The organism is Rathayibacter sp. Leaf296 (genome assembly GCF_001423045.1).
Taxonomy (GTDB): Bacteria; Actinomycetota; Actinomycetes; order Actinomycetales; family Microbacteriaceae; genus Rathayibacter; species Rathayibacter caricis.
On record NZ_LMNR01000001.1, the window covers coordinates 1,401,967 to 1,426,472 of the forward strand.

The window sequence follows — 24,506 nt, forward strand, 5'->3', positions numbered from 1 at the left end:
CTCCCAGACACGAAGACTCCGCGCCCCTGGTGCGGTGAGACCAAGAAGGAAGAAGCAATGACACTGACCGCACCTGAGGCGGCGACCGGGACTTCGGGCGGGGCCATCGGCCGCATCGCCCGCGTCACCGGCCCCGTCGTTGACATCGAGTTCCCCCACGACGCGATCCCCGAGGTCTACAACGCGCTGTACACGCACGTCGAGGTCGAGGGCGTCTCGAGCAAGCTGACCTTCGAGGTCGCGCAGCACCTGGGCGACGACCTCGTCCGCGCCATCTCGCTCAACCCGACCGACGGACTCGTCCGCGGCCAGGAGGTCCACGACACCGGCCTGCCGATCTCGGTCCCCGTCGGCGACGTGACCAAGGGCAAGGTCTTCAACGTGATCGGCGAGGTGCTCAACGCCGACGCCGACGGCAAGATCAACGGCGAGTCGTTCGAGATCACCGAGCGCTGGCCCATCCACCGCAAGCCCCCGGCGTTCGACCAGCTCGAGTCGAAGACCGAGCTGTTCGAGACCGGCATCAAGGTCATCGACCTCCTCACCCCGTACGTGCAGGGCGGCAAGATCGGCCTGTTCGGCGGAGCGGGCGTCGGCAAGACCGTCCTCATCCAGGAGATGATCCAGCGCGTTGCGCAGGACCACGGTGGAGTGTCCGTGTTCGCCGGTGTCGGCGAGCGCACCCGCGAGGGCAACGACCTCATCGCCGAGATGGAGGAGGCGGGCGTCTTCGACAAGACCGCGCTCGTCTTCGGCCAGATGGACGAGCCGCCGGGAACCCGCCTCCGTGTCGCGCTGTCGGCGCTCACGATGGCGGAGTACTTCCGCGACGTGCAGAAGCAGGACGTGCTGCTCTTCATCGACAACATCTTCCGCTTCACGCAGGCCGGCTCGGAGGTGTCGACCCTCCTGGGCCGCATGCCCTCCGCGGTGGGCTACCAGCCGAACCTGGCCGACGAGATGGGCGTGCTCCAGGAGCGCATCACGTCGACCCGCGGTCACTCGATCACCTCGCTCCAGGCGATCTACGTCCCTGCGGACGACTACACCGACCCGGCGCCGGCGACCACGTTCGCGCACCTCGACGCCACCACCGAGCTCTCGCGTGAGATCGCGTCGAAGGGCCTGTACCCGGCCGTCGACCCGCTCACCTCGACCTCGCGGATCCTCGACCCCCGCTACCTGGGCGCCGACCACTACCGCGTGGCGACGAACGTGAAGCAGATCCTGCAGAAGAACAAGGAGCTGCAGGAGATCATCGCGATCCTCGGTGTCGACGAGCTCTCCGAAGAGGACAAGATCACGGTGTCGCGCGCGCGCCGCATCCAGCAGTTCCTCTCGCAGAACACCTACATGGCGAAGAAGTTCACCGGTGTCGAGGGATCGACCGTGCCGCTCAAGGACACGATCGAGTCGTTCGACGCGATCACCAAGGGCGAGTTCGACCACGTGGCCGAGCAGGCGTTCTTCAACGTCGGTTCGATCTCGGACGTCGAGGAGAAGTGGGTCCAGATCCAGAAGGAGAACGGCTGATCATGGCCGGGACCCTGAAGGTCAGCGTCGTCTCCGCCAACGCGGAGGTGTGGTCGGGAGAGGCGAAGCAGCTCACGGCCCGCACCGTCGAGGGTGAGATCGGTATCCTCGCCGGCCACGAGCCGCTGCTCGCGATCCTCGCCACAGGAGAGGTTCGCGTCACCGCGGTCGACGGAACGCGAATCACGGCCCAGGCCGACGACGGATTCCTGTCCGTCGAGAACGACGTCGTCACGGTCGTCGCCCGCGAGGCGGCGCTCGTCTGAGACACCCGCCGCATTCCGCGGCACCGGAGGGGCCGGGCGATCATCACGATCGCCCGGCCCCTCCGTCGTGCGCCGCCCGCGGCGCGAGAACCCGCGAGGAGATCCGTGCACATCCTGCTGCCGCCGTCCGAGACGAAGCGCACGGGCGGCTCCTCCGTCTTCGAGCTCGAGGACCTGGCGTTCCCGGAGCTGACGGGGCGCCGACGAGAGCTGCGGGACGCGCTGGTGCGACTCGCTCGCGATAGTGACGCCTCGGCGCGTGCACTCAAGCTCGGGCCGAGGCAGCTCTCCGAGATCGATCGCAACGCGGCGCTGATGACGGCACCCGCGATGCCCGCGGTCGATCGTTTCGACGGGGTCCTCTACGACTCGCTGGACGCGGTCGGTCTGGGGGCGGAAGGGCGGGCGTTCCTCGGTCGAACCGTCCTCGTCCAGTCCGCCCTCTGGGGGCCGGTACGGGCATCCGATCCGATCCCGGCATACCGGCTCTCGCACGACTCCCGAGTTCCGGGTATGCCGTTGAAGCGCTGGTGGGCGGCGGAAGCGGGCCGGGCTCTGGCGTCGCTGGGTGGTCTCGTGCTGGATCTGCGCAGCGAGGCCTACGCGGCGCTCGGGCCGCTGTCTGGGGAGTCGCGGCGTTTCGTGCGCGTACGATCCCGGGGAGTCGACGGGTCGCTCCGCAATCTGAACCACTTCAACAAGCAGAGCAAGGGGCTCTTCGTCCGAGCGCTCGCGGAGGACGGCTTCGCGACCGACTCGATCGAGGAACTCGTGGAGTGGTCCGCGGGCCGGGGCTTCGAGCTCGGAGTCAACGCGCAGTCAGGGGAGCTCGACCTGGTCGTTCCCGAGGCGTGACGCTCAGTCGGCGGCTCGGAAGCATCCCTCGAGGTGATCGTCGACGATGCCGGCGGACTGCTGCAGGGCGTACATCGTGGTGGGGCCGACGAAGTGGAAGCCGGCCGCGCGGAGGGCGCGGGACAGGGCCAGAGACGAGGCTGTTCTGGTCGGCACCTGCTCGCGGCTCACCGGCCTGCCTCCCGACCGGTCGTCGTGGAACGACCAGACCAGGCGGTCGAGGGCGCCGTCTCCGTTTCTGTCGCGCAAGGCGAGCGTGGCCCGGGCGTTCTCGATCGTCGCCCTGATCTTCGGGCGGTTGCGGATGATCCCCGGATCGGCCATGAGGCGCTCGACGTCGTCCTCACCGAACCGCGCCACCGACTCGACGTCGAAGTCGTGGAAGACCTCTCGGAAGCGGGGGCGCTTCCGGAGGATCGTGAGCCAGGAGAGGCCGGACTGGAAACCCTCCAGGCAGATCTTCTCGAGGAGCGGGCTGTCGCCGTGCAGGGGAACACCCCACTCCTCGTCGTGGTATCGGCGGTACTCCGGATCCCGGCCGGCCCACGCGCAGCGGGCCGTGCCGTCCTCGTCGACGAGTATCCCCTCGTCGTCCGTCATCGGTGCGCGATCCCCTCGTGGTCCAGGAGCCACTTCTTCGTCGCGATCCCCTCACCACCGCTGTACCCGGTGATCCGCCCGTCTCCCGCGAGGACACGGTGGCATCCGACGATGATCGGAACGGGGTTGCGGCCGACGGCCCCGCCGATCGGGCGCCCGGAGCGGAGCCGTCCCGTCGCCTGGCCGAGTGCGCCGTAGGACGTGATCTCGCCCCAACGGAGGGACTGCAGCGCCGTCCAGATCTCGATCTGGAAGGCGGTGCCGGTGAGGCTCACCGGCAGGTCGAAGGAGCGGCGCGCTCCGGCGAAGTACTCGTCGAGCTGGTCGACTGCCGCATCGAGCACCGGATCGGTGCTCTCCTCGAGATGGTCGTGGGGGAGGACGTCGGCTCGCGCGATCGCGAGCGACACGATCGCGCGGCCGTCGCTGCCGATCTCGATCCGGCCGAGCGGGCTCGCCGTGCGGCGCAGGTGGAGGGGAGTCGTTCTCATGCCCCGAGGGTATCCGCCGGCCGCGAGACCGACCGGCGGGAAACGGACATCGGTGGACCGATCGACGCTACCGCGTCTGGGGAGGAGGCAGCCGTTCGGTCCTCCACAGCGGCGGGCCGGACGCGGCTCTCCTCCACTGCGGAAGGAGCGCCGCCCGAACGTCGCACCGGAGCACCACTGTGCTCCCATGACTCCTCTCGACACGTCCTCGCCCCTCCAGCACGGAGCGCTCCTGTCCCGTATTCCTCAGCTCGTCGGCTTCCACCCGCGGGAGAGCGTCGTGCTCGTCCCGGTGCGCGACGGTGCGGCGACCGGTGCGCTCCGATTCGACCTGCCCGGAGGAGATCCGGAGCTCTCCGCCCGGGCTTTCCTCGGTGCGCTGGGCCGCTTCGGTCGCGCCGATTCCGTCATCGCGGTGCTGTACGCCGACGATCCTGTGAGATCCGGCGCGGTCGCATCGGCACTGCGGGCTCGCGCTCGTGAGACGTCGCTCACCTCCTTCGAGGCGATCGGCGCCGGGCCCGAGCCTGCACGGATCGACGACGCGGGCGGAGGAACGCTCCGTCAGGTGCGGAAGGCGGTGGCGGAGCAGGTCGACCTGCTGCTCGATCGGCATCCGCGGGCCGAGCTGCCAGGAGCGGACCGCGCGAGGGTGGACGCGCTGCTCCGGCGGACGGCGGACGGTCGGGTGATCCCGTCCGGACCGGAGCTCACCGCGGCACTGATCGTGAGCGCGCAGCGTCCGGGCTGGATCGAGCACGCCCTGGCGATCCTCCTGGCACCACGGGCGCGAGCGCACCAGGATCACGTGGTCGAGGCGATCGCGCGCGTGGCGGACCTCGCTCCGCGGACCGAGCGGGCGCGCGTCCTCGTGCTCCTCGCGGCGGTGCACTGGTCGTCCGGCGACTCCGGGTCGGCACTGCAGTGCGCTCGGGAAGCCGGGCGCACCGACCCGCACGAGGAGGGTGCGCGCCGACTCGTCGCCGCACTCGAGTACGGCGAACGTTCGCCCTGGCGGTTCGCGCACGAGCGCGCCGCCTGAGTCGGCGACGCTCGTGCCCTCAGAGACGGGCCGAGGCCTCCGTCAGAACGCCTCGCAGGATCTGCTCGATCTCGTCGAACTCCTTCGGACCCGTCGTCAGGGGCGGAGCGAGCTGGACGACCGGATCGCCGCGATCATCCGCTCGGCAGTAGAGACCCGCGTCGAACAGCGCCTTCGACAGGAACCCCCTCAGGAGGCGCTCGGACTCGTCGTCGTCGAAGGTCTCCTTCGTCGCCTTGTCCTTCACGAGTTCGATTCCGAAGAAGTACCCGGCCCCGCGTACGTCTCCGACGATCGGGAGATCGAGCAGCTTCTCGAGGGTCGAGCGGAAGACCGGCGAGTTCTCGCGGACGCGCTCGTTCAGCTTCTCCTCCTCGAAGATGTCGAGGTTCTCGAGGGCGACGGCGGCCGAGACCGGGTGGCCGCCGAAGGTGTAGCCGTGGGGGAAGGAGACCTCGCCGTGGCGGAAGGGCTCGTACACGCGGTCGCTGACGATCGTCGCGCCGATGGGGGAGTACCCGCTCGTCATGCCCTTCGCGCAGGTGATCATGTCGGGGACGTAGCCGAACTCGTCGCAGGCGAACATATGGCCGATGCGGCCGAAGGCGCAGATGACCTCGTCCGAGACGAGGAGGACGTCGTGGCGGTCGCAGATCTCGCGGACGCGCTGGAAGTAGCCGGGCGGGGGCGGGAAGCATCCACCGGAGTTCTGGACCGGCTCCAGGAACACGGCGGCCACGGTGTCCGGCCCCTCGAACTCGATCATCTCCTCGATCCGATCGGCGGCCCAGACCCCGAAGGCCTCGAGGTCGTCGCCGTGCTGTGGAGCGCGGTAGAAGTTCGTATTGGGCACCCGGAAGCCACCCGGGACCAGCGGCTCGAACATCGATTTCATCGCCGGGATCCCCGTGATGGCGAGCGCGCCCTGCGGAGTCCCGTGGTAGGCGACGGACCGGGAGATGACCTTGTGCTTCCCCGGCTTCCCCTGGAGCTTCCAGAAGTGCTTCGCGAGCTTGAATGCGGTCTCGACCGCCTCGCCTCCGCCGGTGGAGAAGAAGACCCTGTTGAGATCGCCCGGGGCGTGGTCGGCGAGACGGTCGGCGAGCTCGATGGCGCTCGGCGTGGCGTACGACCACAGCGGGAAGAAGGACAGCTCCGACGCCTGCTTCGCCGCGGCCTCGGCGAGTCGACGGCGACCGTGGCCGGCGTTCACGACGAACAGGCCGGAGAGGCCGTCGATGTACTTCCGGCCCGTGCTGTCCCAGATGTGGTGGCCCTCGCCGCGCGTGATGATCGGCACCCCTGCACCGGAGTCCATGACGGACTGCCGGGTGAAGTGCATCCAGAGGTGGTCCTTCGCCTTCTTCTGGAGGTCGGCGTCGTCGATCGGGGCGGGCGCATCGTCGGCTCGGAACGTCTCTCCGGCGTCGACCGCGTCGGTCGAAAAGGCTGTGTCAGTCATGGCTTACCGCGTTCCCCAGTTGTAGAACTGCTTGTGGAGTTTGAGATAGACGAAGGTCTCGGTCGAGAGGACGCCCGGCAGCGAGCGGATCTCCTGATTGAGCAGTGCGATGAGGTCGTCGTCGTTCTCGCAGACGACCTCGGCGAGGATGTCGAACGTTCCCGCCGTCAGGACCACGTAGTCCACGGCGGGGATGGCGGCGAGGCGATCCGCGACCTCGCGGGTGTCGCCCGTGACGCGCACCCCGATCATCGCCTGGCGGTAGAAGCCCAACTGCATCGGATCCGTCACGGCGACGATCTGCATGACGCCGGACTCCGTGAGCTTCTGGACGCGCTGGCGCACCGCCGCCTCGCTCAGGCCGACCGCCTTGCCGATCTCGGCGTAGGAGCGCCGCCCGTCGGCCTGCAGCTGTTCGATGATCGCCTTCGACACGTCGTCGAGCTGGACCGGGCGCTGCGCAGGAGGGCGGTTGGGACTCATGCGACGATCCTGGCAGTGCGGAAGGCGCGCAGCAAGTGATTCCGCACGCAGCAGGGGTGCGGAATCACGGATTCCCCCGTCATTGCCGCGCGCTCTCCCCGTCCGCGCCTGTCAGGGCCGTACCTCGGAAGGGAGGGGAGGTCGTGCGAACGGGGCGGAGCACGGGCAGCAAGTAGCATCGGAGGGTTCCCCGCGCCCGGACGGCTGCGGGGGAGCTCAGACGAGGAGTCGCGATGACGCAGATCGGCCGTAGCCGCGCCAGCGTCACCGTGCCCGTCTCGGCCTGGAGCTCGGACACCCCGGCCGCCGAGGTGACCCTGGGCTGGGCGGCCCGCACGGACACCGGTCGGGTCCGCAGCGCGAACCAGGACAGCTACCTCGCGAAGACACCGCTCTTCGCTGTGGCCGACGGCATGGGCGGGCACGCGGCCGGAGAGATCGCCAGCGAGGCGGTCGTCTCGCGGCTGTCGGTCGCCGCAACGGGGACGACCGTGGGGGCCGAGGAGATCGACCGTGCTCTCCGCGACGCGGTCAGCGACATCGCGCGCCACTCCGATGCCGCCGACCGTGGAACCGGCACCACGGTGACCGGCGCCGCGCTCACCGCCGTCGGGGGAGAGCCCTACTGGTCGATCTTCAACATCGGCGACTCCCGGGTCTACCTGTGGGTGCAGGGATCGCTCGTACAGCTCACGGTGGACCACTCCGTGGTGCAGGAGCTGGTGGACGCGGGGCTGATCTCCCGGGACGAGGCGGACGTCCACCCCCACAGCAATGTCATCACCCGGGCGGTCGGCTTCCACGAGGCGCCGGTTCCGGACTACCGGCTCGTCCCGGTGATCGCTCCGTCACGCCTCCTGCTGTGCTCGGACGGGTTGACCAAGGAGCTGACGGACGCGGGGCTCGAGCACCTGCTGTCCTCGACCACGAGTGCCCAGGACGCCGTCGACGCGCTCGTGGATGCGGCGCTGGAGAACGGCGGGCGCGACAACGTGACGGCGATCGTCGTCGACGTGCTCGACGTGGTGGGCGACCCCGGCTGATCGCGGCCACCCGGCCGGTGCCGCGCCGTCGCCGGATAGCATGGACGGAGGAAAGGGCGTTCTCGGTGATCTGCAGCACGTGTGGCTCCACCCTCGCCCCGGGGGCGATCCTCTGCGGTGAGTGCGGTTCCCCGGTGGCGACGCACGCGACCCGCGGGACGTCCGGTCCGACCGCGTCCGGGGACACGACGGTCCTCGATCCGTCACGGCGCGCGTGGCTGCCGGGCCTGGCGCCCGGGCGGCACCGACGGCCGGCCCCGGGAGCACCTCTCGCACCGCCGGCGCAGGGGCTCGTCCGGCTGAGCTTCGCCACCGGGCACCACGCCATCGTCACCGGTACGGGTCTCGTCGGCCGGCAGCCGCTGCCGGATCCGGGTGAGACCGTCCGTCACATCCTCGCGATCCCCGACGAGACGAGGTCGCTGTCGAAGACCCACCTCGAGTTCGGCTTCGACGAGGTCGGGCTCTGGGTGAGGGACCGCTGGTCGGCGAACGGCACGGTCCTCGTCGCTCCGGCCCAGGCACCGCTGCCGTTGGAGGCGGGGCGCCGCTACCGCGCCAAGATCGGCAGCCGACTGCTGCTCTCCTCCGTCGAGATGGCGGTCGAGCGGGTGGACGGCTCCTCCACAGGCTCCGGGCGACCGCCGATCCTCCGCTGACGCTCCACGGGCGTGCGTCCTCCGTTCTGATGGGGGGATGAACCACCTCCCCGAGCTCTCCGCGCCCCGACCGCCCGCTCCCGCGCCGCGTCCGCCGTTCCCGTGGATCGCTGCTCTCGCCCCGGTCCTGTCGGCGGCGGTCCTGTTCGCGGTGACGCGGTCGCCGACGGTGCTGGCGTTCGCCGCGCTGGGGCCGGTCGTCGTCATCGCCTCCTCCCTCGACGCGAAGCGCGTGCGACGCAGGACCGAGCGCGCCGAGGACGAGCGCTACGCGCGGGAGTCCGCCGCCTACGAGGAGGCGCTTGCGCAGCGGGAGAGGAACCGGCTCGCCGAGCTGCGGGCGGAGGCACCGGACGCGCGGGAGATCCTCCGAGGAGGGCTTCCCGCCGACACCAGGTGGCGGCGACGCGCGGAGGGATTCGCCGTGGTGCTCGGGAGGGGCGTGCTTTCGTCCGGGACCGGTGCGCCGATGGCGGAGGCGCCGCTGCGCGCGCCGACGACCGTGGGGATCGGAGTGGCGGGTCCTCCGGTGCTGACCCGCGCCTTCGCCCGGGGGCTCCTGATCCAGGCGCTGGAGCTCGTCCCACCGGAGGAGCTCGCCGTGGTCCTCCCTCCGGGTCCGGAGTGGGACTGCCTGCGCAGTGCACCCCACGCGCGCGGCGACGCCCCGGGTGCGGTCTGGCGCGTGGTCGAGGCCGACGACGGCGGCGTGGGAAGCGAGAGCGAGCGGCTCGTCGTCCTGGCGAGCCGTTCCTCGGACCTGCCGCCTGCGTGCCGGTGCGTCGTCGAACTCGGCGGGCCGGGCGGTGATCGGGTGATCGGAAGGGAGGCCGTGGGCAGGACGGAGGAGCTGTCGGTCGGCTACGTCTCGACGGAGGAGGCGCGCCGCTACTCCGACGCTCTCGCCGGCGCGAGCTCACCCGTGAGCGCACGCACTGTTCCGGACACCGTGAGCCTGGTCGAGCTCGGGGCAGTCCGCCGAGTCGGCGCCGGACCCGGTCTGCCGGTCGTCCTCGGCATCGGCGCGGACGGTCCTGTCGAGGTCGATCTCGTCGCCGACGGGCCCCACGCGATCGTCGGAGGGACGACCGGCAGCGGGAAGAGCGAGCTGCTCGTGGCCTGGGTGCTGGCGCTCGCCGCCCGGCACGACCCGGCGGCCGTGACGTTCCTGCTGGCCGACTTCAAGGGCGGCGCGGGATTCGCTCCGCTCGCCGGGCTGCCGCACGTCACCGGAGTCATCACCGACCTCGATCCGCACGGTGCCGACCGCGCCTTCGCGAGCGTCGCCGCGGAGCTGCGGAGGCGGGAGGTCGTTCTGGCCGGACACGGCGTGCCGGACATCGCACGTCTGCCGCGAGGTGCGCTGGCCCGCCTCGTCGTCGTGGTCGACGAGTGCGCGGTCGTCCTCGAGCGGTCACCGGACCTGCACCGAGCCTTCGCCGACATCGCGGCACGGGGCCGATCGCTCGGTGTCCACCTCGTGCTGTGCACGCAGCGTCCCGTCGGTGTCGTGCGCGACGCCGTGGCGGCGAACTGCGGGCTCCGGATCGCGTTGCGCGTGCAGGACGCCGCCGACTCGCGCGCCCTGCTCGGCACCGATGCGGCCGCGAGGATCCCGCACGCCGCTCCCGGGCGCTGCGTGGTGTCCGCCGGTGGACGACGGACGCTCGTGCAGACCGCGCTCGCGGGGCCGGAAGACATCCCGGCGGCGATCGCGGTCGGGGACGCCGAGGTGCCGGTCCACCGGCCGTGGCTCGATCCTCTTCCCTCGCGTCTCGGCGTCCCGCCCGACGACCGCGCCGGTCTGCTGCTGGGCGTCGTCGACCGGCCGACCGAGCAGGCCCAGGAGGCGGTCGTCCTGGCTCGTCCCTCCCTTCTGGTGCTCGGCGCGGCCGGAACGGGCCGCACGAGCACTCTGCGGATGCTCGCCGAGCAGCTCGGTGCTCCTCCGGTGCTCGGTGCCGAGGACGCCGAGGAGATCTGGGACGAGGTGGTGTCCGATCGAGGGGGAGAGACGCCTCTGCTGCTCGACGACCTGGACCTGCTGCTGCGTCGATGCTCGGACGAGGAGCGGCGCCGTCTGCTCGATTCGCTGCAGACAGCCGTGCGATCAGGGCGGCGTCGGATCGTCGTCTCCGCGAGACGGACCACCGACGGGATCGCCGCGCTCCGCGACGGAGTCGACGACGTGCTGCTGCTGAGGGCCGCGAGCAGACAGGACCATCAGCTGCTCGCCGTCGACGGGGAGCCGTTCCGCGCCGAGCTCCCTCCGGGCGGGGGATGGTGGCACGGCGACAGGCTGCAGGTCTTCGAGTGCGCCCGGCCGGCTCTCGCTCGCGAGCGGCGCCTCCCTCCTCCGGTGCCGGTCGGTGACGCCCCGGTGGCGGTCCTCACGAACTCGGCGAGAGCGCTCCGCACGCTGCTGGCCGGTGCGGCTCCCGTGCTGTCCGTCGAGGAGGCGCTCGCCGCGGACGGCGGGGAGCCCGCCGCAGTGATCCTCGGGACGGTCGCCGAGTGGGCGACCGCCCGGGGACTGCTCGCCGGGATCCGCAGGGACGGGGCCGTCGTGCTGGACGTGCCGTCGCTCGAGGCGCGGATCGTCCTCGGCCCCCTGCCGGTCGCTCCGCTGTGCGCGCCCGGCAGCCTCGTGCTCGAGGAGGGCGGACGGTTATGGCGGGCACGGTGGCCGGACAGCTCGGTGAACGAGGCGTCGACTTCGGGAATCCGTGGTCTGAAGGGCGTATGAGCGCGGAATTCGTGACGATCATGTTTCCGAATGCCCGATTCCGTCCGTCGCGCGTCGACAGGCCGATCGGTGCTGTGCCAGTATTTCCCCACGTTCACGCCGGTGAGCACGCGCACCGACGAAGTCAGGAGCCGCAGCCATGACCCGTCCCCTCCCGAGGGATCCCGTCCTCCGCGAGGCGATCGCCGTCGCCCGCTCCCGAGAGCGCGAGCGGCGCGCGATGCTGTCACGGCGTGCCGTCCTCGGCGGACTGGGGCTCGGAGCGGGTGCTCTCGCGCTCGCCGCCTGCGCGCCGGTCAGCCGGCCGGCTCCCACGGCGGCCGCCGACGGGTCGGCCGCCGACCCGCGGCTGGTCTGGGACAACTGGCCCGCGTACCTCGACGAGGACGACGACGGCGCCTACCCGACGCTGCTGGCCTTCGAGGAGCAGTCCGGTATCTCGGTCACCTACAACGTGGCGGTCGACGACAACAACTCCTACTACGGCAAGGTCAAGGACCAGCTCGCCCTGGGGCAGTACATCGGCGCCGACACGGTGTGCCTGACCGAGTGGATGGTCTCGCGGCTCGTCCGGCGCGGCTTCGTCCAAGAGCTCGACCACGCCAACATCCCGAACATCGCCAATCTGACCGCCTCGCTCGCCAACCCGGACTTCGATCCGGGCCGTCGGCTCTCGCTGCCGTGGCAGGCGGGCTTCGCGGGGATCTGCTGGAACAAGGAGAAGCTGCCGGACGGCCTGCGCAGCGTCGACGACCTGTGGGACCCGGAGCTGCGCGGTCGCGTCGGGGTGCTGAGCGAGATGCGGGACACGATCGGACTCATCATGCAGGCGCAGGGCACGGACATCGCCGGGACCTGGGGCGACGACGAGTTCATGAACGCGATCGACGTCTTCCGCAAGCAGGTGGACGACGGCCAGATCCGCAACATCAAGGGCAACGCCTACCTCAACGACCTGCAGAACGAGGACACCCTGGCGGCGATCTGCTGGTCGGGCGACATCACGCTGATCAACGCGGAGGCGGGCGACAAGTGGGAGTTCGCGCTCCCCGACTCCGGCGGCACCCTGTGGAACGACACCTTCGTGGTGCCGATGGGCTCGAAGCGGAAGGCCAATGCGGAAGCCCTCATGAACTACTACTACGAGCCGGAGGTCGCCGCCGAGGTGGCCGCCTGGGTCAACTACATCACCCCCGTCGACGGAGCGAAGGACGCCATGGAGAGCATCGACCCGGAGCTGGCCGAGAACCAGCTGATCTTCCCCGACGAGCAGACGCTGTCGCAGGCGCACGTGTTCCGGACGCTCACGGCGTCGGAGGAGAAGGACTACCAGGCGGAGTTCCAGAAAGTGCTGCTGGGCATCTGATGGCGACGGGAACCTTCGCCGAGAGCGGCGCCGACCTCCAGCTGGTCGGGATCAGCAAGCAGTACCCCGGATTCACCGCCATCGACTCGCTCGATCTCACCATCCCCGCCGGCTCGTTCTTCGCGCTGCTCGGCCCCTCGGGCTGCGGGAAGACCACGACGCTCCGACTCGTCGCGGGGCTCGAGGAGCCCTCCGCCGGCCGCATCCTCATCGGAGGGGAGGACGTCACGGCGACGAAGACCTATCAGCGCCCGGTCAACACCGTGTTCCAGTCGTACGCGCTGTTCCCGCACATGTCGATCCTCGAGAACGTCGCGTTCGGGCTCAAGCGCCGGAGGATCGACGACCCGGTCGGCAAGGCGCACGAGGCGCTGCGCCTGGTCGAGCTCGACCACCTCGCCCAGCGCCGCCCCGCCTCCCTCTCGGGCGGGCAGCAGCAGCGGGTCGCCCTCGCCCGGGCCATCGTCAACCGGCCGGCGCTCCTCCTGCTCGACGAACCGCTCGGAGCCCTCGACCTCAAGCTCCGCCGGCAGATGCAGCTCGAGCTCAAGTCGATCCAGGAGGAGGTCGGTCTGACCTTCCTCCACGTCACGCACGACCAGGAGGAGGCCATGACCATGGCCGACACCGTCGCGGTGATGAACAAGGGCCGCATCGAGCAGATGGGCGCTCCGGAGGAGCTGTACGAGCTGCCGCGCACGGCGTTCGTCGCGAACTTCCTCGGCCAGTCCAACCTGTTCACCGGCGAGGTGGTGGGCTCGACCGATCGCGCCCTCACGGTCGAGGCGGGCGGCCACCGCATCACCGTCCCGGCGGCCCGGTCCGCGCGCACGAGCGGCGAGATCACGATCGGCGTCCGTCCCGAGAAGCTGCTGCTGCTCACCGAGGCGCCGGAGGACCTCCCCGACCGGAACGTGCTCGGGCCCGGTGTCGTGGTCGACGTGTCCTTCAGCGGGGTCAGCACGCAGTACACCCTCCAGATCCCGGGACTGGGTCCCGTCGTCGTCTTCGCGCAGAACATGGTGTTCGGCCCGGTCGTGGGGGAGGGAGCGCAGGTCTGGGTGAGCTGGAGCACCGAGCACGGCTTCGGCCTCGCCGACGAGCCCGGCTCCGTGCCGCGCTTCGACGCCGACGACTCGACCCGCGCGATCGCGCTGCAGAAGCGCGGCCTGCTCGCCGGGCGAGCGGGAGCGTAGGGATGGCCTTCGCCGCGTTCGCGTCCGGACCCGCGAATCCGCTGGACGCGCCGGTCCGCAAGCGCTCGACCCTCGCGCTGGTCCTGCTGCTGCCGGGCATCGCGTACATGCTGCTGTTCTTCCTCGCGCCCCTGATCTCGCTGGTGCTCACGTCGTTCCAGGCCGAGATCCCGGACGGCGACATCGGCGAGTACGCCCCCGGGTTCGCCTGGCAGAACTACCTCGTGGTGATGGCCGACTACTGGCCCCACGCTCTGCGCTCCTTCGGATACGCCTTGATCGCGACGGTCCTCGCCCTCGTCATCAGCTACCCGCTCGCGTACTTCATCGGCGTCAAGGCGCGGCCGTGGCCTCTGCTGCAGAACCTGCTGCTGACCCTGGTGATCGCCCCGTTCTTCATCAGCTTCCTGCTGCGGACCCTCGCGTGGAAGCAGATCCTGGCGGACGAGAGCCCGCTCGTGCAGGGGCTCAAAGCCGTCGCGATCCTCCCGGCCGACGGCCATCTGACCGGGACGCCGATCGCGGTGATCTTCGGCATCACCTACAACTTCATCCCGTTCATGACGCTGCCGCTCTACACCTCGCTCGAGCGGCTGGACGTGCGGTTCCTCGAGGCGGGCTCCGACTTGTACGCCCATCCCGCGTCCGTCTTCTGGAAGGTCACCGTGCCGCTCTCGATGCCGGGCATCGTCTCGGGCACCCTGCTGACCTTCATCCCGGCGGCCGGCGACTACATCAACGCCAGCCGCGACTTCCTCGGATCCTCGCAGACGTCCATGGTGGGCAACGCGATCGAGGCCAACTTCCTCACGCTCGAGAACTACCCCGCTGCCGCGGCGCTCTCGATCGTGCTGATGGCCGTGATCCTCGTCATCGTCGGCTTCTACGTGAAGCGCAGTGGAACGGAGGACCTGCTGTGACCGCCACCGCCGATCGGCCCGTCGCCAGCGCGCAGGAGGCCCTCGGGGCCCCGGCGCCGGCTCCCGTACGAGGCCCGCGCCGCTTCACGGGACTGGGCCTGGGCGTCTACACCGCCCTCGCGCTGATCTTCCTGCTCATCCCCATCGGCTACACCTTCGTGTTCTCGTTCAACGACTCCGTGAAGAGCAACATCGCCTGGCGCGGGTTCACGTTCGACAAGTGGATCTCGGCGTGGACGAGCGAGGAGGTGATGACCGCCTTCGGCAACAGCCTGCTCGTGGGAGCGGTCGCGACCGTGCTCGCGACGGCGCTGGGCACGATGATCGCCATCGCTCTCGTGCGCTTCCGTTTCCGGTACCGCTCGGCGATCAGCCTGCTCCTGTTCCTGCCGATGGCGACCCCGGAGGTCGTGCTCGGTGCAGGACTCGCCGCCCAGTTCCTCACCGTGGGGGCGGAGAAGGGCCTCGTCACGATCATCCTGGCGCACACGATGTTCTGCATCAGCTTCGTCGTGGTGACGGTGAAGGCCCGCGTCGCGAGCCTCGACCCCAAGCTCGAGGAGGCGGGCCGCGATCTCTACGCGTCGCCCGGCCAGGTGTTCTGGCGGATCACGTTCCCGCTGCTGCTCCCCGGGATCCTCGCTGCAGCGCTGCTGTCCTTCGCGCTCAGCTTCGACGACTTCATCATCACGAACTTCAACTCCGGCTCGGTCACGACGTTCCCGAAGTACATCTACATCGCCGCAGCCCGCGGGATCCCGGCGGAGGCGAACGTCATCGCCTCCGCCGTGTTCCTGCTGGCCATCGTGATCGTCGTCGTCACGCAGGTGTCGTCGGCGGCGCGCGCCAAGCGGCTCGCGAAGGAGCAGTGAGAAGCGGGGAGGACGGGCGGCTCAGACGTCGGAGGCGCGGATCGCGCCGACCGGACGACCGCCGCCCGTGACGACCGGGTTCAGGCGGACGAGCACCTCGTTCGCCGCAGCTCGCTCGACCGTGCCCGCCTCGACGAGGAGCTTCAGTGCGACGACCGTCGCCGCGCGGAGGCTGCCGTCCAGGATCTTCAGCGCCACTGTCGTACCGTCCGGTGAGGCCATGATCAGCACGCCCTCGGCCCCCAGCTTGGCCACGAGTCCGAGCCGCTCGATCACGACCGTGTTGTCGCGACCCGGGCCGTCGAGCGCCCAGGCGTTCTCGAGGATCGCGTTCGTCAGCACCCCCGCCTGCCGGTAGAGGCCGAACGGCGACGAGGGGGAGGAGGAGACGATCCGAGAGATGCCCTTCGCGAGTGCGGTCAGCGGCAGCGCGTGCACGGGTGCGCCGCAGCCGTCGATCGCCGTCCCCGCGATCCGCTCGCCGGTCAGCCGCTCGATCGTGTCGACGATGTGCTGCTGCAGCGGGTGGGTGCGCTCGAGGTAGTCGTCCGTGCTCCAGCCGTTCTGGACGCAGGCGAGCAGCATCGCCGCGTGCTTGCCCGAGCAGTTCATGTAGAGCGGGTCCTTCGCCGCACCGGCCCGGAGGAGCTGCGCTCGGCTCGCCGAGTCGCTCGGCCAGTCGGCGGGGCACTGCAGCGCCGTGTGGTCGAGCCCCGCGCGGAAGAGCAGGTTCTGCACCAGGGCGACGTGCTGCGACAGGCCGGCGTGACTCGCCGTCGCGATCACCGCCTCCGCGGCGTTCAGCTCGACTCCGGCCGTCATCACGGCGAGGGCCTGGAAGGGCTTGAGGCAGGAGCGGGGGAGGATCGGCGCCGCCGGGTTCCCGAGGGTCCGGGCGACCCGGCCGTCGCTGTCGAGGAGGACGGCCGAGCCCGCGTGACGGGATTCGACGAATCCCGAGCGCTCGACGACGGCGAGCTCGACGGACTCCGCGACGGTGAAGGTTCCTGCAGACATCCCCCCATCTTGCCCGACGGCCCGACACCCCTCGCGCGGGGTCCGGGCCGTCGAGTGCGGAGGAGTCCCGTCAGAGAGTGGCGAAGGCGTCGCGGAGGACCGACACCGCGTCGTCGAGCAGCTCGTCGGTGAGGGCGAGGCTGGGCAGGAAGCGGACCACGTTGCCGTAGGTGCCCGCGCTGAGCACGAGGACGCCGTGCGAGGCCGCGTACTCGGTGATCGCGGTCACGGCGGCGGCGTTCGGGATCTTCGTGGTCGTGGCGGTGCCGGGGAGGACGAGCTCGATCGCCATCATCGCGCCGATCCCGCGCACGTCGCCGATGATGTCGTACTGCTCCTGCAGCTCGCGCAGAGCGGCACCGAGACGGGCGCCGATCCGGTCGGCCTCGGCGAGCAGTCCCTCGCGCTCGATGCGCTCGAAGACGGCGACGGAGGCCGCAGCGGCGACCGGGTTGCCGCCGAAGGTGCCGCCGAGCCCGCCCGCCTGTGCGGAGTCCATGATCTCGGCGCGACCCGTCACTCCGGCCAGCGGCAGCCCGCCCGCGATGCCCTTGGCCGAGAGGACGAGGTCGGGGACCAGACCGAAGTGCTCGCTCGCGAACCAGGCTCCGGTGCGGGCCATGCCCGACTGGATCTCGTCGGCGACGAAGACGATTCCGTTCGCGGTGCACCACTCCTGCAGGGCGGGAAGGTAGCCCGCGGCGGGCACCATGAATCCGCCCTCGCCCTGCACCGGCTCGACGACGAGGCAGGCCAGAGCGGAGGCTCCGACCGTCTTCTCGAGGTAGGAGATCGTGCGCTCGGCCGCCTCGGCGCCGCAGAGACCGTCGTGGTAGGGGTAGGAGCTCGGCGCGCGGTGGATGTCGCTCGCGAAGGGGCCGAAGCCGAGGCCGTAGGGCAGGGCCTTGAAGTTCATGGCCATCGTCAGGTTCGTGCGGCCGTGGTACGCGTGGTCGAGGACCGCCACACCGGGGCGCCCGGTGTGCTTGCGCGCGATCTTGACCGCGTTCTCGACCGCCTCGGCGCCCGAGTTGACCAGGACGGTCTTCTTGGCGAAGTCGCCGGGGGTGTGCTCGCCGAGCAGCTCGGCGACCCGGATGTAGGGCTCGTAGGGCGTGACGGTGAAGAGGGTGTGCGTGAGGCGACCGAGCTGCTCGGTCGCGGCGGCGACGACCGCGTCGTCCGTGTGGCCGATGGTGGTCACTCCGATGCCTGCTCCGAGATCGATGAAGCGGTTGCCGTCGACGTCGACCAGGATCGCGCCGTGCGCGCGGTCGATGTAGACGGGCAGGGCGGTGCCGACTCCCGTGGGCACCACGGCCAGGCGTCGCTCGTGCAGGGCCCTCGAGCGCGGTCCGGGGATCTCGGTCGAGACGAGCCTCTCCTGGGGGACTGCCGACGTGGGAACCTGGGGGGCGAGCGTGTCTGTCATGGTCCTGCGATCCTACCCGCGGCACCCACCGGGGCAGGGGTCCAGACCGACGAGACCGGCCCGATCCAGCCAGGGGAAGAAGGAATCCGATGCAGATCGATCACCACTACGCGGTTTCCGTCGTCTGGGACGGCAATCGAGGCACCGGCACCAGCGGGTACCGCGACTACGGGCGCCAGAACACAATGCGGGCGGAGGGCCGCGAGGCGATCGCGGGGTCGGCCGACAAGCCGTTCCGCGGCGACCCCGACCGCTGGAACCCCGAGCAGATGCTGCTCGCCGCCCTGGCGCAGTGCCACCTGCTCTCCTACCTCCACGTGGCGGTGAAGAACGGAGTGGTCGTCACCGACTACGCCGACGACGCGGTGGGCCGGATGGTGCAGGAGGGCGACGGAGGGCGGTTCGCGTCGGCGACCCTGCGCCCCCGGGTGACGGTCGCGGATGCATCGATGATCGAGCTCGCGCAGTCGCTGCACGGCGAGGCCGCACGACTGTGCTTCATCGCGAACTCCGTCGCCTTCCCGGTGGCGCACGAGCCCGAGACGGTCGCCGCCGGCTGACCCGTTCCCTCGAGGCTCAGCGCCGCTCGTGCGGCAGCGCGCGCCGGATGCGCTCGGCCGTGGTCGTCGGCGGCGACTCGTTGTAGACGCCCGCCGCCTCCTGCCCCGAGAGCGCATGGATCGCGGTCATGACCTCGTCGGTGGCGTGACGGCGGGCGCGGCCGGAATCGGCGGAGCCGTGCCGCGAGAGGTCGAGGGCGTCGCCGAAGCGCACCGTGATGCGGTGCAGGCGCGGGATCACCGAGCCGACGGGCTGCAGCTCCTGAGTGCCGATCAGCCCGACCGGGACCACGGGGGCGCCGGTCGTCAGCGCGAGCCACGCCACTCCGGTCCTGCCCCGGTAGAGCCGGCCGTCGCGCGAGCGCGTGCCCTCGGGGTAGACCGCGAACGCCTCGTCGCGCTCGAGGATCGCGCGACCGAGGTCGAGCGCCTCCTGCGCCGCCTGACCGGCCCCGCGCTCGACCGGCACGGCGCCGACCGCGGTGAAGAAGGACCGCGAGAGGGCGCCCTTGGGTCCGGTGCCGGTGAAGTAGTCGGCCTTCGCCAGGAACTGCACCGGGCGCGGCGCGAGGAGCGTCAGCACGGGGGAGTCGATGAACGACAGGTGGTTGGCGGCGAGGATCACGCGGCCCGTCAGCGGAACGTTGTCGCGCCCCTCGACGATCGGGCGATAGACCACGCGGCCGACGCCGCCGATCGCGAAGCGGGCGAACCTCGCCGAGAGGCCGATGCCGGGTGGGGTCGGCGCGTCGTGGTCGTCGTCGGTCCGCATCCGCCCGACAGTACCGGCGGTCGCATGCCCCGCCGGTCATGCGCGCGACCGGCGGGAGGGGAGGCTCAGCCGAGCTGCGCGAGCGCCTCCTCGATGACCGACATCGCGTCGTCGATGAGCTCCTCGCTGATGACGACGCTGGGCATGATGCGCAGGACGCTGTCCCAGCTGCCCGCATCGAGCGGGATGACGCCGTTCGAGGTCGCGTGCTTCAGGACCGCGGTGAGCGCCTCCGGATTCTGCTTCTTGGTGCCGGGGTGGACGAGCTCGACGCCGAACATCGCGCCCTTGCCGCGCACTTCGCCGACGACCGGGAAGCGCTCGGCCCAGTCGCCGATGCGCGCCCAGAGCGCCCGCTCGACGCGCTGCGCCTCCTCGAGGAGCCCCTCGGTCTCGATGGCCTCGAAGGTCGCGAGGGCCGCCGCCGTCGAGACGGGGTTGCCGCCGAAGGTGCCGCCGATGCCACCGGGCTGCACGGCGTCCATGATCTCGGCGCGACCGGTGACGGCCGCGAGCGGGAAGCCGCCCGCGATGCCCTTGGCGGTCGTGATCAGGTCAGGGACGACTCCGTGGTGCTCGATGGAGTACCACGCGCCGGTGCGGGCGATGCCGGCCTGGATCTCGTCGGCGACGAAGACGATGCCGTTCTCGGTGCAGAACTCGGAGAGGCGCTGGAAGTAGCCGGGAGCCGGGATGATGATGCCGCCGTCACCCTGGACGGGCTCGACGAACAGGGCCGCGAGCTCCTGCGCGCCGATGTGCGTGCGGATGTAGTCGATCGAGCGCTCGGCCGCCTCCTCGCCCGTCATGCCCTCGGGGTCGCGGAACGGGTAGCTGATCGGGAGGCTGTAGATCTCGCCGGGGAAGGGACCCATGCCGGCGCGCTCGGGCCAGGGGCGGTAAGTCATCGCCATGGTGAGGTTCGTGCGGCCGTGGAAGGCGTGGTCAAGCGAGGCGATCGCGCGGCGGCCCGTGTACTTGCGGGCGATCTTCACGGCGTTCTCGACCGCCTCGGCGCCCGAGTTCACGAGGATCGAGCGCTTCTCGAAGTCGCCGGGGGTGATCTCGGCGAGCTTCTCGGCGACCCGGACGTAGTTCTCGTAGGGGGTCACCGTGAAGAGCGTGTGGGTGAGCTTCTCGGCCTGGGCGGCGGCCGCGGCGGCCACCGCCGGGTGCGCGTGGCCGATGGTCGTGACTCCGATGCCGCAGCCGAGGTCGATGAGGCGGTTGCCGTCGACGTCGACCAGGACGGCGCCCGAGGCGTGGTCCATGTAGATGTTCGCCAGGGTGCCCGCACCGCGCGAGACGCTCGCGACGCGACGCTCCTGCAGGGCGATCGAGCGCGGGCCGGGGAGCTCGGTGACGAGCGCGCGGGACTGGGGGACCGAGAATTCACGCATGCCCCAATCGTAGGCGGCGCTCCTGCCGGGGTGCTCCGACGCTCCGCGCCCAGGTCGTCCAGAGGCGAGTGACGGACCATGGACGCGTCCCCGAACGTCGTCCGGCAGCACCGGACAGGAAAGGCACCCCGTGCGCAGAGCATTCGCGATCCTCGCCGTCGTCGGCGCGACCCTGGGCCTGACGGCCTGCACCGGCGGTGCGGAGGAGGCGGCGCCGAGCGCGTCGCCCACTCCGCTGACCTGCGTGTCGGAGGGGGACGCCTCGGCGGCCGTCGAGACCAGCGGTGACTTCGCGACGAAGCCGGTCACCGTCTTCCCCTCGCCGATGAGCGTCGACGAGACCGAGCGCTCGACCGCGATCGAGGGCACCGGCGACGAGGTCGAGGAGGGCGACACCGTCCTGGTCGACTACACCCTCTACAACGCGACGAGCGGAGCCGAGTTCTCGGCGAGCACCTACGCCTCCGGTGGACGCGCCGCGTTCGCTGTCGACACCGACCAGTACCTCTCGGGCCTCGTGAAGGCCGTGAACTGCGCGACCGTCGGCTCGCGCGTCGTGGCCGTGGTGCCTCCCGCGGACGCCTTCGGCGACGCGGGCAGCGCCGACTTCGGCGTCGGGGCCGACGACTCGATCGTCATGGTGATCGACGTCGAGGCGATCGTGCCGACCACCGCGACCGGGGCCCCGCAGCCGCCGGTCGACGGACTGCCCACCGTCGAGCTCGCCGAGGACGGCACGCCGACCGTCACGATCCCCGAGACCGACCCGCCGGCCGAGCTGCAGCTGGGCGTCCTGAAGAAGGGCGACGGCCAGGTGGTCGCCGACGGCGACAGCCTGATCGTGCAGTACCAGGGCACCGTGTGGGGCACCGGCGAGGTGTTCGACCAGAGCTGGGGCACCGGCACGCCCGCCTCCTTCGGCACCGGCGACGTGATCGAGGGCTTCAAGGCGGCGCTCGTCGGCCAGACCGTCGGCTCGCAGGTGCTCGTCGTGATCCCGCCCGCCCAGGGCTACGGAGAAGCGGGCAACGCGAACGCCGGCATCTCGGGCACCGACACCCTCGTCTTCGTGATCGACATCCTCGCCGTGAGCTGACCGGGAGCGGCTCTGCGCGCCGTGCCAGGATGGGCGGATGCGCAGGGTCATCATCCTCGGCTCGACCGGGTCCATCGGCACACAGGCCCTCGACGTCATCGGGGCGAACCGCGACCGCTTCGAGGTGGTCGGCCTCGCCGCCGGCTCCAACCGGGAGGCGGTGGCCGAGCAGGCCCGGGCGTTCGGCGTCGAGCACGCCGCTTTCGGCGCGGACGAGGCGGAGCAGCTCGTCCGGAGCGTCGACGCCGACGTCGTGCTGAACGGCATCACCGGATCGGTCGGGCTCGGTCCGACCCTCGCCGCGCTCGAGGAGGGGAGGAGCCTCGCCCTGGCCAACAAGGAGTCGCTGATCGTCGGCGGCGAGCTGGTCACCTCGCTCGCGGCCCCCGGTCAGATCGTGCCGGTCGACTCCGAGCACTCCGCGATCGCGCAGGCCCTTCTGGCGGGCGAGCACCGGGAGGTCCGCCGCCTGGTCCTCACCGCATCCGGCGGGCCGTTCCGCGGGCGCGACCGCTCCTCCCTCCGGGACGTGACCCCCGCCGAGGCGCTCGCGCACCCGACCTGGGACATGGGACTCGTCGTCACGACGAACTCGTCGACGCTCGTCAACAAGGGCCTCGAGGTCATCGAGGCGCACCTGCTCTTCGACATCCCCTACGAGCGGATCGACGTGACCGTGCATCCGCAGTCGGTCGTGCACTCGATGGTCGAGTACGTCGACGGCTCGACGCTCGCCCAGGCGTCGCCGCCGGACATGCGGCTGCCGATCTCCCTCGGCCTCGACTGGCCGCACCGCGTCGCGGGTGTCGGAGTGCCGCTGGACTGGACCCGCGCGCACTCCTGGACCTTCGAGCCGCTGGACGAGGAGGCGTTCCCCTCCGTCCGCCTCGCGAAGAAGGTCGGCGTCGCCGGGGCGTCGTACCCGGCCGTCTTCAACGCGGCGAACGAGCAGGCGGTGCAGGCGTTCCACGCGGGCCGGATCGGCTACCTCGACATCCTCGCGACGGTGGAGGCCGTCGTCGACGCGCACTCCGTCGACGGAGCCCTGACCCGGGAGTCGCTCGCCGCGGCGGAGACCTGGGCGCGGCGAGCGGCCGACGCGAGGATCGCCGCCGCCTGAGCCCTGCCCGACTCATCGGGATCGTGCAGGCTCGCCCCAGCGTGCACGCGTCGCCCAGGCCTACAGTGATGCGGTGGAATCCGTGCTGCTCTTCGTCCTCGGCGTCGTCATCATCGCCGTGGGCGTCGCCCTCTCGATCGCCCTGCACGAGGTGGGGCACCTCGTCCCGGCCAAGCTCTTCGGGGTGAAGGTCACGCAGTACATGATCGGCTTCGGCAGGACGATCTACTCGCGCCGCCGCGGCGAGACCGAGTACGGGATCAAGGCGCTGCCGCTCGGCGGCTACATCGCGATGATCGGCATGTACCCGCCGAAGCACCCGGGCGACCGGGTCGCAGAATCGAGCACAGGCTTCTTCAACGGGCTGAACGGCAACGAGTCCGCCCCCGAACCGCGCCGCGGCGCCTACTCGACGATGATCGACGAGGCGCGCGCCGCCAGTGCCGAGACCATCGGCGAAGGGGAGGAGCACCGCGCCTTCTACCGCCTCCCGGTCTGGAAGCGGGTGATCGTGATGTTCGGCGGCCCCTTCATGAACCTCCTCATCGCGACCGTCCTCTTCACCGTGCTGCTGTGCGGCATCGGAGTGGCCCAGAACACCTCGACGATCTCCACCGTCTCGCAGTGCGTCGTCCCCGCCTCCCAGTCCAGCGCGGAGACCTGCTCTCCCGACGACCCGCTGGCTCCGGGCGCCGCAGCGGGTCTCCTCCCCGGCGACCGGATCGTCTCGATCGACGGCACCGCCGTCTCCTCCTGGGACGACCTGACCCCGATCATCCGCGAGTCGGCCGGCACGCCCCTCGCCGTGGAGATCGACCGGGACGGCACGAGTCTCACCCTCTCGATCACCCCGGCCGAGAACGAGGTGGCGGTGGTGGACGACGCGGGCAGCCCGGTGCTCGACTCCTCCGGAGCCGCCCGGACCCAGACCGTCGGCTTCATCGGCATCTCGCCCGCGCAGGCGCTGGTCCAGCAGCCGATCACCGCCGTGCCGGAGACCGTCGGGCAGAACGTCGCGAGTGTCGCCGGCGTGATCCTCAACCTTCCGCAGCGGCTGCTCGACGTGGCGCAGGCGGCCTTCGGCCCGGAGGAGCGCGACGCGAACGGGCCGATCAGCGTCGTCGGCGTCGGCCGCATCGCCGGCGAGATCGCCGCCTCCGACCAGCTGCCCGTCGTGTCGAAGGTTCAGACCATGGTGGGCGTGCTCGCCTCGCTCAACGTGGCGCTGTTCGTCTTCAACCTGGTCCCGCTGCTCCCGATGGACGGCGGTCACATCGCTGGAGCCCTCTGGGAGGGGCTGCGTCGCCGCATCGCGAAGCTCTTCGGGAAGCGAGACCCGGGCCCGGTCGACATCGCGAAGCTCCTGCCGCTGACCTACGCCGTCGTGCTTCTGCTGGGCGGGATGAGCGCCCTGCTGATCTACGCGGACATCGTCAAGCCGATACGGCTGTTCTGATTCGCACGCCGGTCCCCGCCCGGCGTGCCGCGGTCGGCTTGTCGGGGTGGTTGCGCTCTCGGGAGCGTCTTGCGTACGGCTAGGACGGATCGCTGGGACGCGATCCGTCCGTTCGCCTG

23 protein-coding genes are annotated in these 24,506 nt (G+C 70.8%); 15 read left to right on the forward strand and 8 right to left on the reverse strand.

All coding sequences use genetic code 11. From position 1 onward, the window contains the following. Positions 1-57 precede the first annotated feature (57 nt). The 3 genes from atpD to ASF46_RS06495 all read left to right on the forward strand — a co-directional run bounded on the left by atpD (position 58) and on the right by ASF46_RS06495 (position 2,654). A complete protein-coding gene (gene atpD, locus ASF46_RS06485; protein WP_055794692.1) occupies positions 58-1,533 on the forward strand; it encodes a F0F1 ATP synthase subunit beta in 1,476 nt (491 codons plus the stop codon). 2 nt (positions 1,534-1,535) lie between these two features. Continuing rightward, on the forward strand, positions 1,536-1,799 hold the full coding sequence (locus ASF46_RS06490; protein WP_056866841.1) for a F0F1 ATP synthase subunit epsilon: 264 nt from the start codon (positions 1,536-1,538) through the stop codon (positions 1,797-1,799). Between the two features lie 105 nt (positions 1,800-1,904). Then, on the forward strand, positions 1,905-2,654 hold the full coding sequence (locus ASF46_RS06495) for a YaaA family protein (protein WP_056866842.1): 750 nt from the start codon (positions 1,905-1,907) through the stop codon (positions 2,652-2,654). 3 nt (positions 2,655-2,657) lie between these two features. Here ASF46_RS06495 and ASF46_RS06500 read toward each other — a convergent pair whose 3' ends face one another. Both ASF46_RS06500 and ASF46_RS06505 read right to left on the reverse strand, forming a co-directional pair. Continuing rightward, on the reverse strand, positions 2,658-3,254 hold the full coding sequence (locus ASF46_RS06500; protein ID WP_056866843.1) for a DNA-3-methyladenine glycosylase I: 597 nt from the start codon (positions 3,252-3,254) through the stop codon (positions 2,658-2,660). Then, on the reverse strand, positions 3,251-3,745 hold the full coding sequence (locus ASF46_RS06505; RefSeq protein WP_056866844.1) for a methylated-DNA--[protein]-cysteine S-methyltransferase: 495 nt from the start codon (positions 3,743-3,745) through the stop codon (positions 3,251-3,253). Before ASF46_RS06505 ends, ASF46_RS06500 begins: the two co-directional genes overlap by 4 nt. A 187-nt stretch (positions 3,746-3,932) precedes the next feature. Between ASF46_RS06505 and ASF46_RS06510 the strand changes: the two genes are divergently transcribed. Next, the gene (locus tag ASF46_RS06510) at positions 3,933-4,787 is read left to right on the forward strand and encodes a DUF4192 family protein (RefSeq protein ID WP_056866845.1); all 855 of its coding nucleotides are present in this window, start codon (positions 3,933-3,935) and stop codon (positions 4,785-4,787) included. Positions 4,788-4,806: 19 nt separating this feature from the next. On the opposite strand, the gene ASF46_RS06515 is transcribed toward ASF46_RS06510, so the two are convergent. Together ASF46_RS06515 and ASF46_RS06520 are read right to left on the reverse strand one after the other, a co-directional pair. After that, entirely contained in the window at positions 4,807-6,129 is a 1,323-nt protein-coding gene (locus ASF46_RS06515; RefSeq protein WP_235576913.1) for an aspartate aminotransferase family protein, read from the reverse strand. A 123-nt stretch (positions 6,130-6,252) separates the two neighbouring features. After that, a complete protein-coding gene (locus tag ASF46_RS06520; RefSeq protein WP_055794678.1) occupies positions 6,253-6,732 on the reverse strand; it encodes an Lrp/AsnC family transcriptional regulator in 480 nt (159 codons plus the stop codon). Between the two features lie 233 nt (positions 6,733-6,965). Here ASF46_RS06520 and ASF46_RS06525 point away from each other — a divergent pair, with 233 nt between their 5' ends. The 7 genes from ASF46_RS06525 to ASF46_RS06555 all read left to right on the forward strand — a co-directional run bounded on the left by ASF46_RS06525 (position 6,966) and on the right by ASF46_RS06555 (position 15,534). Then, positions 6,966-7,775 carry a PP2C family protein-serine/threonine phosphatase gene (locus tag ASF46_RS06525; protein ID WP_056866846.1) on the forward strand — a complete coding sequence of 270 codons (810 nt, stop codon included), beginning with the start codon at positions 6,966-6,968 and terminating at the stop codon, positions 7,773-7,775. Between the two features lie 134 nt (positions 7,776-7,909). Continuing rightward, positions 7,910-8,434, forward strand: a complete 525-nt coding sequence (locus tag ASF46_RS06530) for a hypothetical protein (RefSeq protein WP_055794675.1) — start codon at positions 7,910-7,912, stop codon at positions 8,432-8,434. Between the two features lie 37 nt (positions 8,435-8,471). Further along, complete coding sequence (locus ASF46_RS06535) at positions 8,472-11,180, forward strand: FtsK/SpoIIIE domain-containing protein (protein WP_056866847.1); 2,709 nt, start codon at positions 8,472-8,474, stop codon at positions 11,178-11,180. A gap of 139 nt (positions 11,181-11,319) precedes the next feature. Then, entirely contained in the window at positions 11,320-12,546 is a 1,227-nt protein-coding gene (locus ASF46_RS06540) for an ABC transporter substrate-binding protein (protein ID WP_056866848.1), read from the forward strand. Next, a complete protein-coding gene (locus tag ASF46_RS06545) occupies positions 12,546-13,742 on the forward strand; it encodes an ABC transporter ATP-binding protein (RefSeq protein ID WP_056866849.1) in 1,197 nt (398 codons plus the stop codon). The genes ASF46_RS06540 and ASF46_RS06545 overlap by 1 nt, the downstream gene beginning before the upstream one ends. A 2-nt stretch (positions 13,743-13,744) precedes the next feature. Continuing rightward, positions 13,745-14,662, forward strand: coding sequence for an ABC transporter permease (locus tag ASF46_RS06550; protein ID WP_055794668.1), 918 nt, complete (start codon positions 13,745-13,747; stop codon positions 14,660-14,662). A gap of 92 nt (positions 14,663-14,754) precedes the next feature. After that, the gene (locus ASF46_RS06555; RefSeq protein ID WP_200919693.1) at positions 14,755-15,534 is read left to right on the forward strand and encodes an ABC transporter permease; all 780 of its coding nucleotides are present in this window, start codon (positions 14,755-14,757) and stop codon (positions 15,532-15,534) included. A gap of 21 nt (positions 15,535-15,555) precedes the next feature. On the opposite strand, the gene ASF46_RS06560 is transcribed toward ASF46_RS06555, so the two are convergent. Beyond that, a complete protein-coding gene (locus tag ASF46_RS06560; protein ID WP_056866850.1) occupies positions 15,556-16,551 on the reverse strand; it encodes an asparaginase in 996 nt (331 codons plus the stop codon). 70 nt (positions 16,552-16,621) lie between these two features. Then, a complete protein-coding gene (gabT, locus tag ASF46_RS06565) occupies positions 16,622-17,983 on the reverse strand; it encodes a 4-aminobutyrate--2-oxoglutarate transaminase (protein WP_056866851.1) in 1,362 nt (453 codons plus the stop codon). Between the two features lie 89 nt (positions 17,984-18,072). On the opposite strand from gabT (ASF46_RS06565), the gene ASF46_RS06570 reads away from it, so the two are divergent. Beyond that, positions 18,073-18,543 carry an OsmC family protein gene (locus tag ASF46_RS06570; protein WP_056866852.1) on the forward strand — a complete coding sequence of 157 codons (471 nt, stop codon included), beginning with the start codon at positions 18,073-18,075 and terminating at the stop codon, positions 18,541-18,543. A 16-nt stretch (positions 18,544-18,559) separates the two neighbouring features. Here the strand turns inward: ASF46_RS06570 and ASF46_RS06575 are convergent, their stop codons facing one another. Continuing rightward, complete coding sequence (locus ASF46_RS06575) at positions 18,560-19,315, reverse strand: lysophospholipid acyltransferase family protein (protein WP_056866853.1); 756 nt, start codon at positions 19,313-19,315, stop codon at positions 18,560-18,562. Positions 19,316-19,380: 65 nt separating this feature from the next. After that, positions 19,381-20,715: a 4-aminobutyrate--2-oxoglutarate transaminase gene (gabT, locus tag ASF46_RS06580; protein WP_056866854.1), complete on the reverse strand. Its 1,335-nt coding sequence runs from the start codon at positions 20,713-20,715 to the stop codon at positions 19,381-19,383. 130 nt (positions 20,716-20,845) lie between these two features. Between gabT (ASF46_RS06580) and ASF46_RS06585 the strand changes: the two genes are divergently transcribed. From ASF46_RS06585 to ASF46_RS06595, 3 genes are all read left to right on the forward strand, one after another. Next, positions 20,846-21,811, forward strand: a complete 966-nt coding sequence (locus tag ASF46_RS06585) for an FKBP-type peptidyl-prolyl cis-trans isomerase (protein ID WP_056866855.1) — start codon at positions 20,846-20,848, stop codon at positions 21,809-21,811. Positions 21,812-21,848: 37 nt separating this feature from the next. Then, on the forward strand, positions 21,849-22,931 hold the full coding sequence (locus ASF46_RS06590) for a 1-deoxy-D-xylulose-5-phosphate reductoisomerase (RefSeq protein WP_056866856.1): 1,083 nt from the start codon (positions 21,849-21,851) through the stop codon (positions 22,929-22,931). A 73-nt stretch (positions 22,932-23,004) separates the two neighbouring features. Next, complete coding sequence (locus ASF46_RS06595; RefSeq protein WP_200919668.1) at positions 23,005-24,387, forward strand: M50 family metallopeptidase; 1,383 nt, start codon at positions 23,005-23,007, stop codon at positions 24,385-24,387. The last annotated feature ends 119 nt before the right edge of the window (positions 24,388-24,506 follow it).

Coding starts and splice junctions, on each gene's coding strand:
- ASF46_RS06505 (WP_056866844.1), bottom strand. CDS start 3,745: ATGAGAACGACTCCCCTCCACCTGCGCCGCACGGCGAGCCCGCTCGGC.
- ASF46_RS06525 (WP_056866846.1), top strand. CDS start 6,966: ATGACGCAGATCGGCCGTAGCCGCGCCAGCGTCACCGTGCCCGTCTCG.
- ASF46_RS06510 (WP_056866845.1), top strand. CDS start 3,933: ATGACTCCTCTCGACACGTCCTCGCCCCTCCAGCACGGAGCGCTCCTG.
- ASF46_RS06515 (WP_235576913.1), bottom strand. CDS start 6,129: ATGCACTTCACCCGGCAGTCCGTCATGGACTCCGGTGCAGGGGTGCCG.
- ASF46_RS06535 (WP_056866847.1), top strand. CDS start 8,472: ATGAACCACCTCCCCGAGCTCTCCGCGCCCCGACCGCCCGCTCCCGCG.
- ASF46_RS06500 (WP_056866843.1), bottom strand. CDS start 3,254: ATGACGGACGACGAGGGGATACTCGTCGACGAGGACGGCACGGCCCGC.
- ASF46_RS06545 (WP_056866849.1), top strand. CDS start 12,546: ATGGCGACGGGAACCTTCGCCGAGAGCGGCGCCGACCTCCAGCTGGTC.
- ASF46_RS06490 (WP_056866841.1), top strand. CDS start 1,536: ATGGCCGGGACCCTGAAGGTCAGCGTCGTCTCCGCCAACGCGGAGGTG.
- ASF46_RS06575 (WP_056866853.1), bottom strand. CDS start 19,315: ATGCGGACCGACGACGACCACGACGCGCCGACCCCACCCGGCATCGGC.
- ASF46_RS06570 (WP_056866852.1), top strand. CDS start 18,073: ATGCAGATCGATCACCACTACGCGGTTTCCGTCGTCTGGGACGGCAAT.
- ASF46_RS06590 (WP_056866856.1), top strand. CDS start 21,849: ATGCGCAGGGTCATCATCCTCGGCTCGACCGGGTCCATCGGCACACAG.
- ASF46_RS06520 (WP_055794678.1), bottom strand. CDS start 6,732: ATGAGTCCCAACCGCCCTCCTGCGCAGCGCCCGGTCCAGCTCGACGAC.
- atpD (WP_055794692.1), top strand. CDS start 58: ATGACACTGACCGCACCTGAGGCGGCGACCGGGACTTCGGGCGGGGCC.
- ASF46_RS06550 (WP_055794668.1), top strand. CDS start 13,745: ATGGCCTTCGCCGCGTTCGCGTCCGGACCCGCGAATCCGCTGGACGCG.
- gabT (WP_056866851.1), bottom strand. CDS start 17,983: ATGACAGACACGCTCGCCCCCCAGGTTCCCACGTCGGCAGTCCCCCAG.
- ASF46_RS06540 (WP_056866848.1), top strand. CDS start 11,320: ATGACCCGTCCCCTCCCGAGGGATCCCGTCCTCCGCGAGGCGATCGCC.
- ASF46_RS06560 (WP_056866850.1), bottom strand. CDS start 16,551: ATGTCTGCAGGAACCTTCACCGTCGCGGAGTCCGTCGAGCTCGCCGTC.
- gabT (WP_056866854.1), bottom strand. CDS start 20,715: ATGCGTGAATTCTCGGTCCCCCAGTCCCGCGCGCTCGTCACCGAGCTC.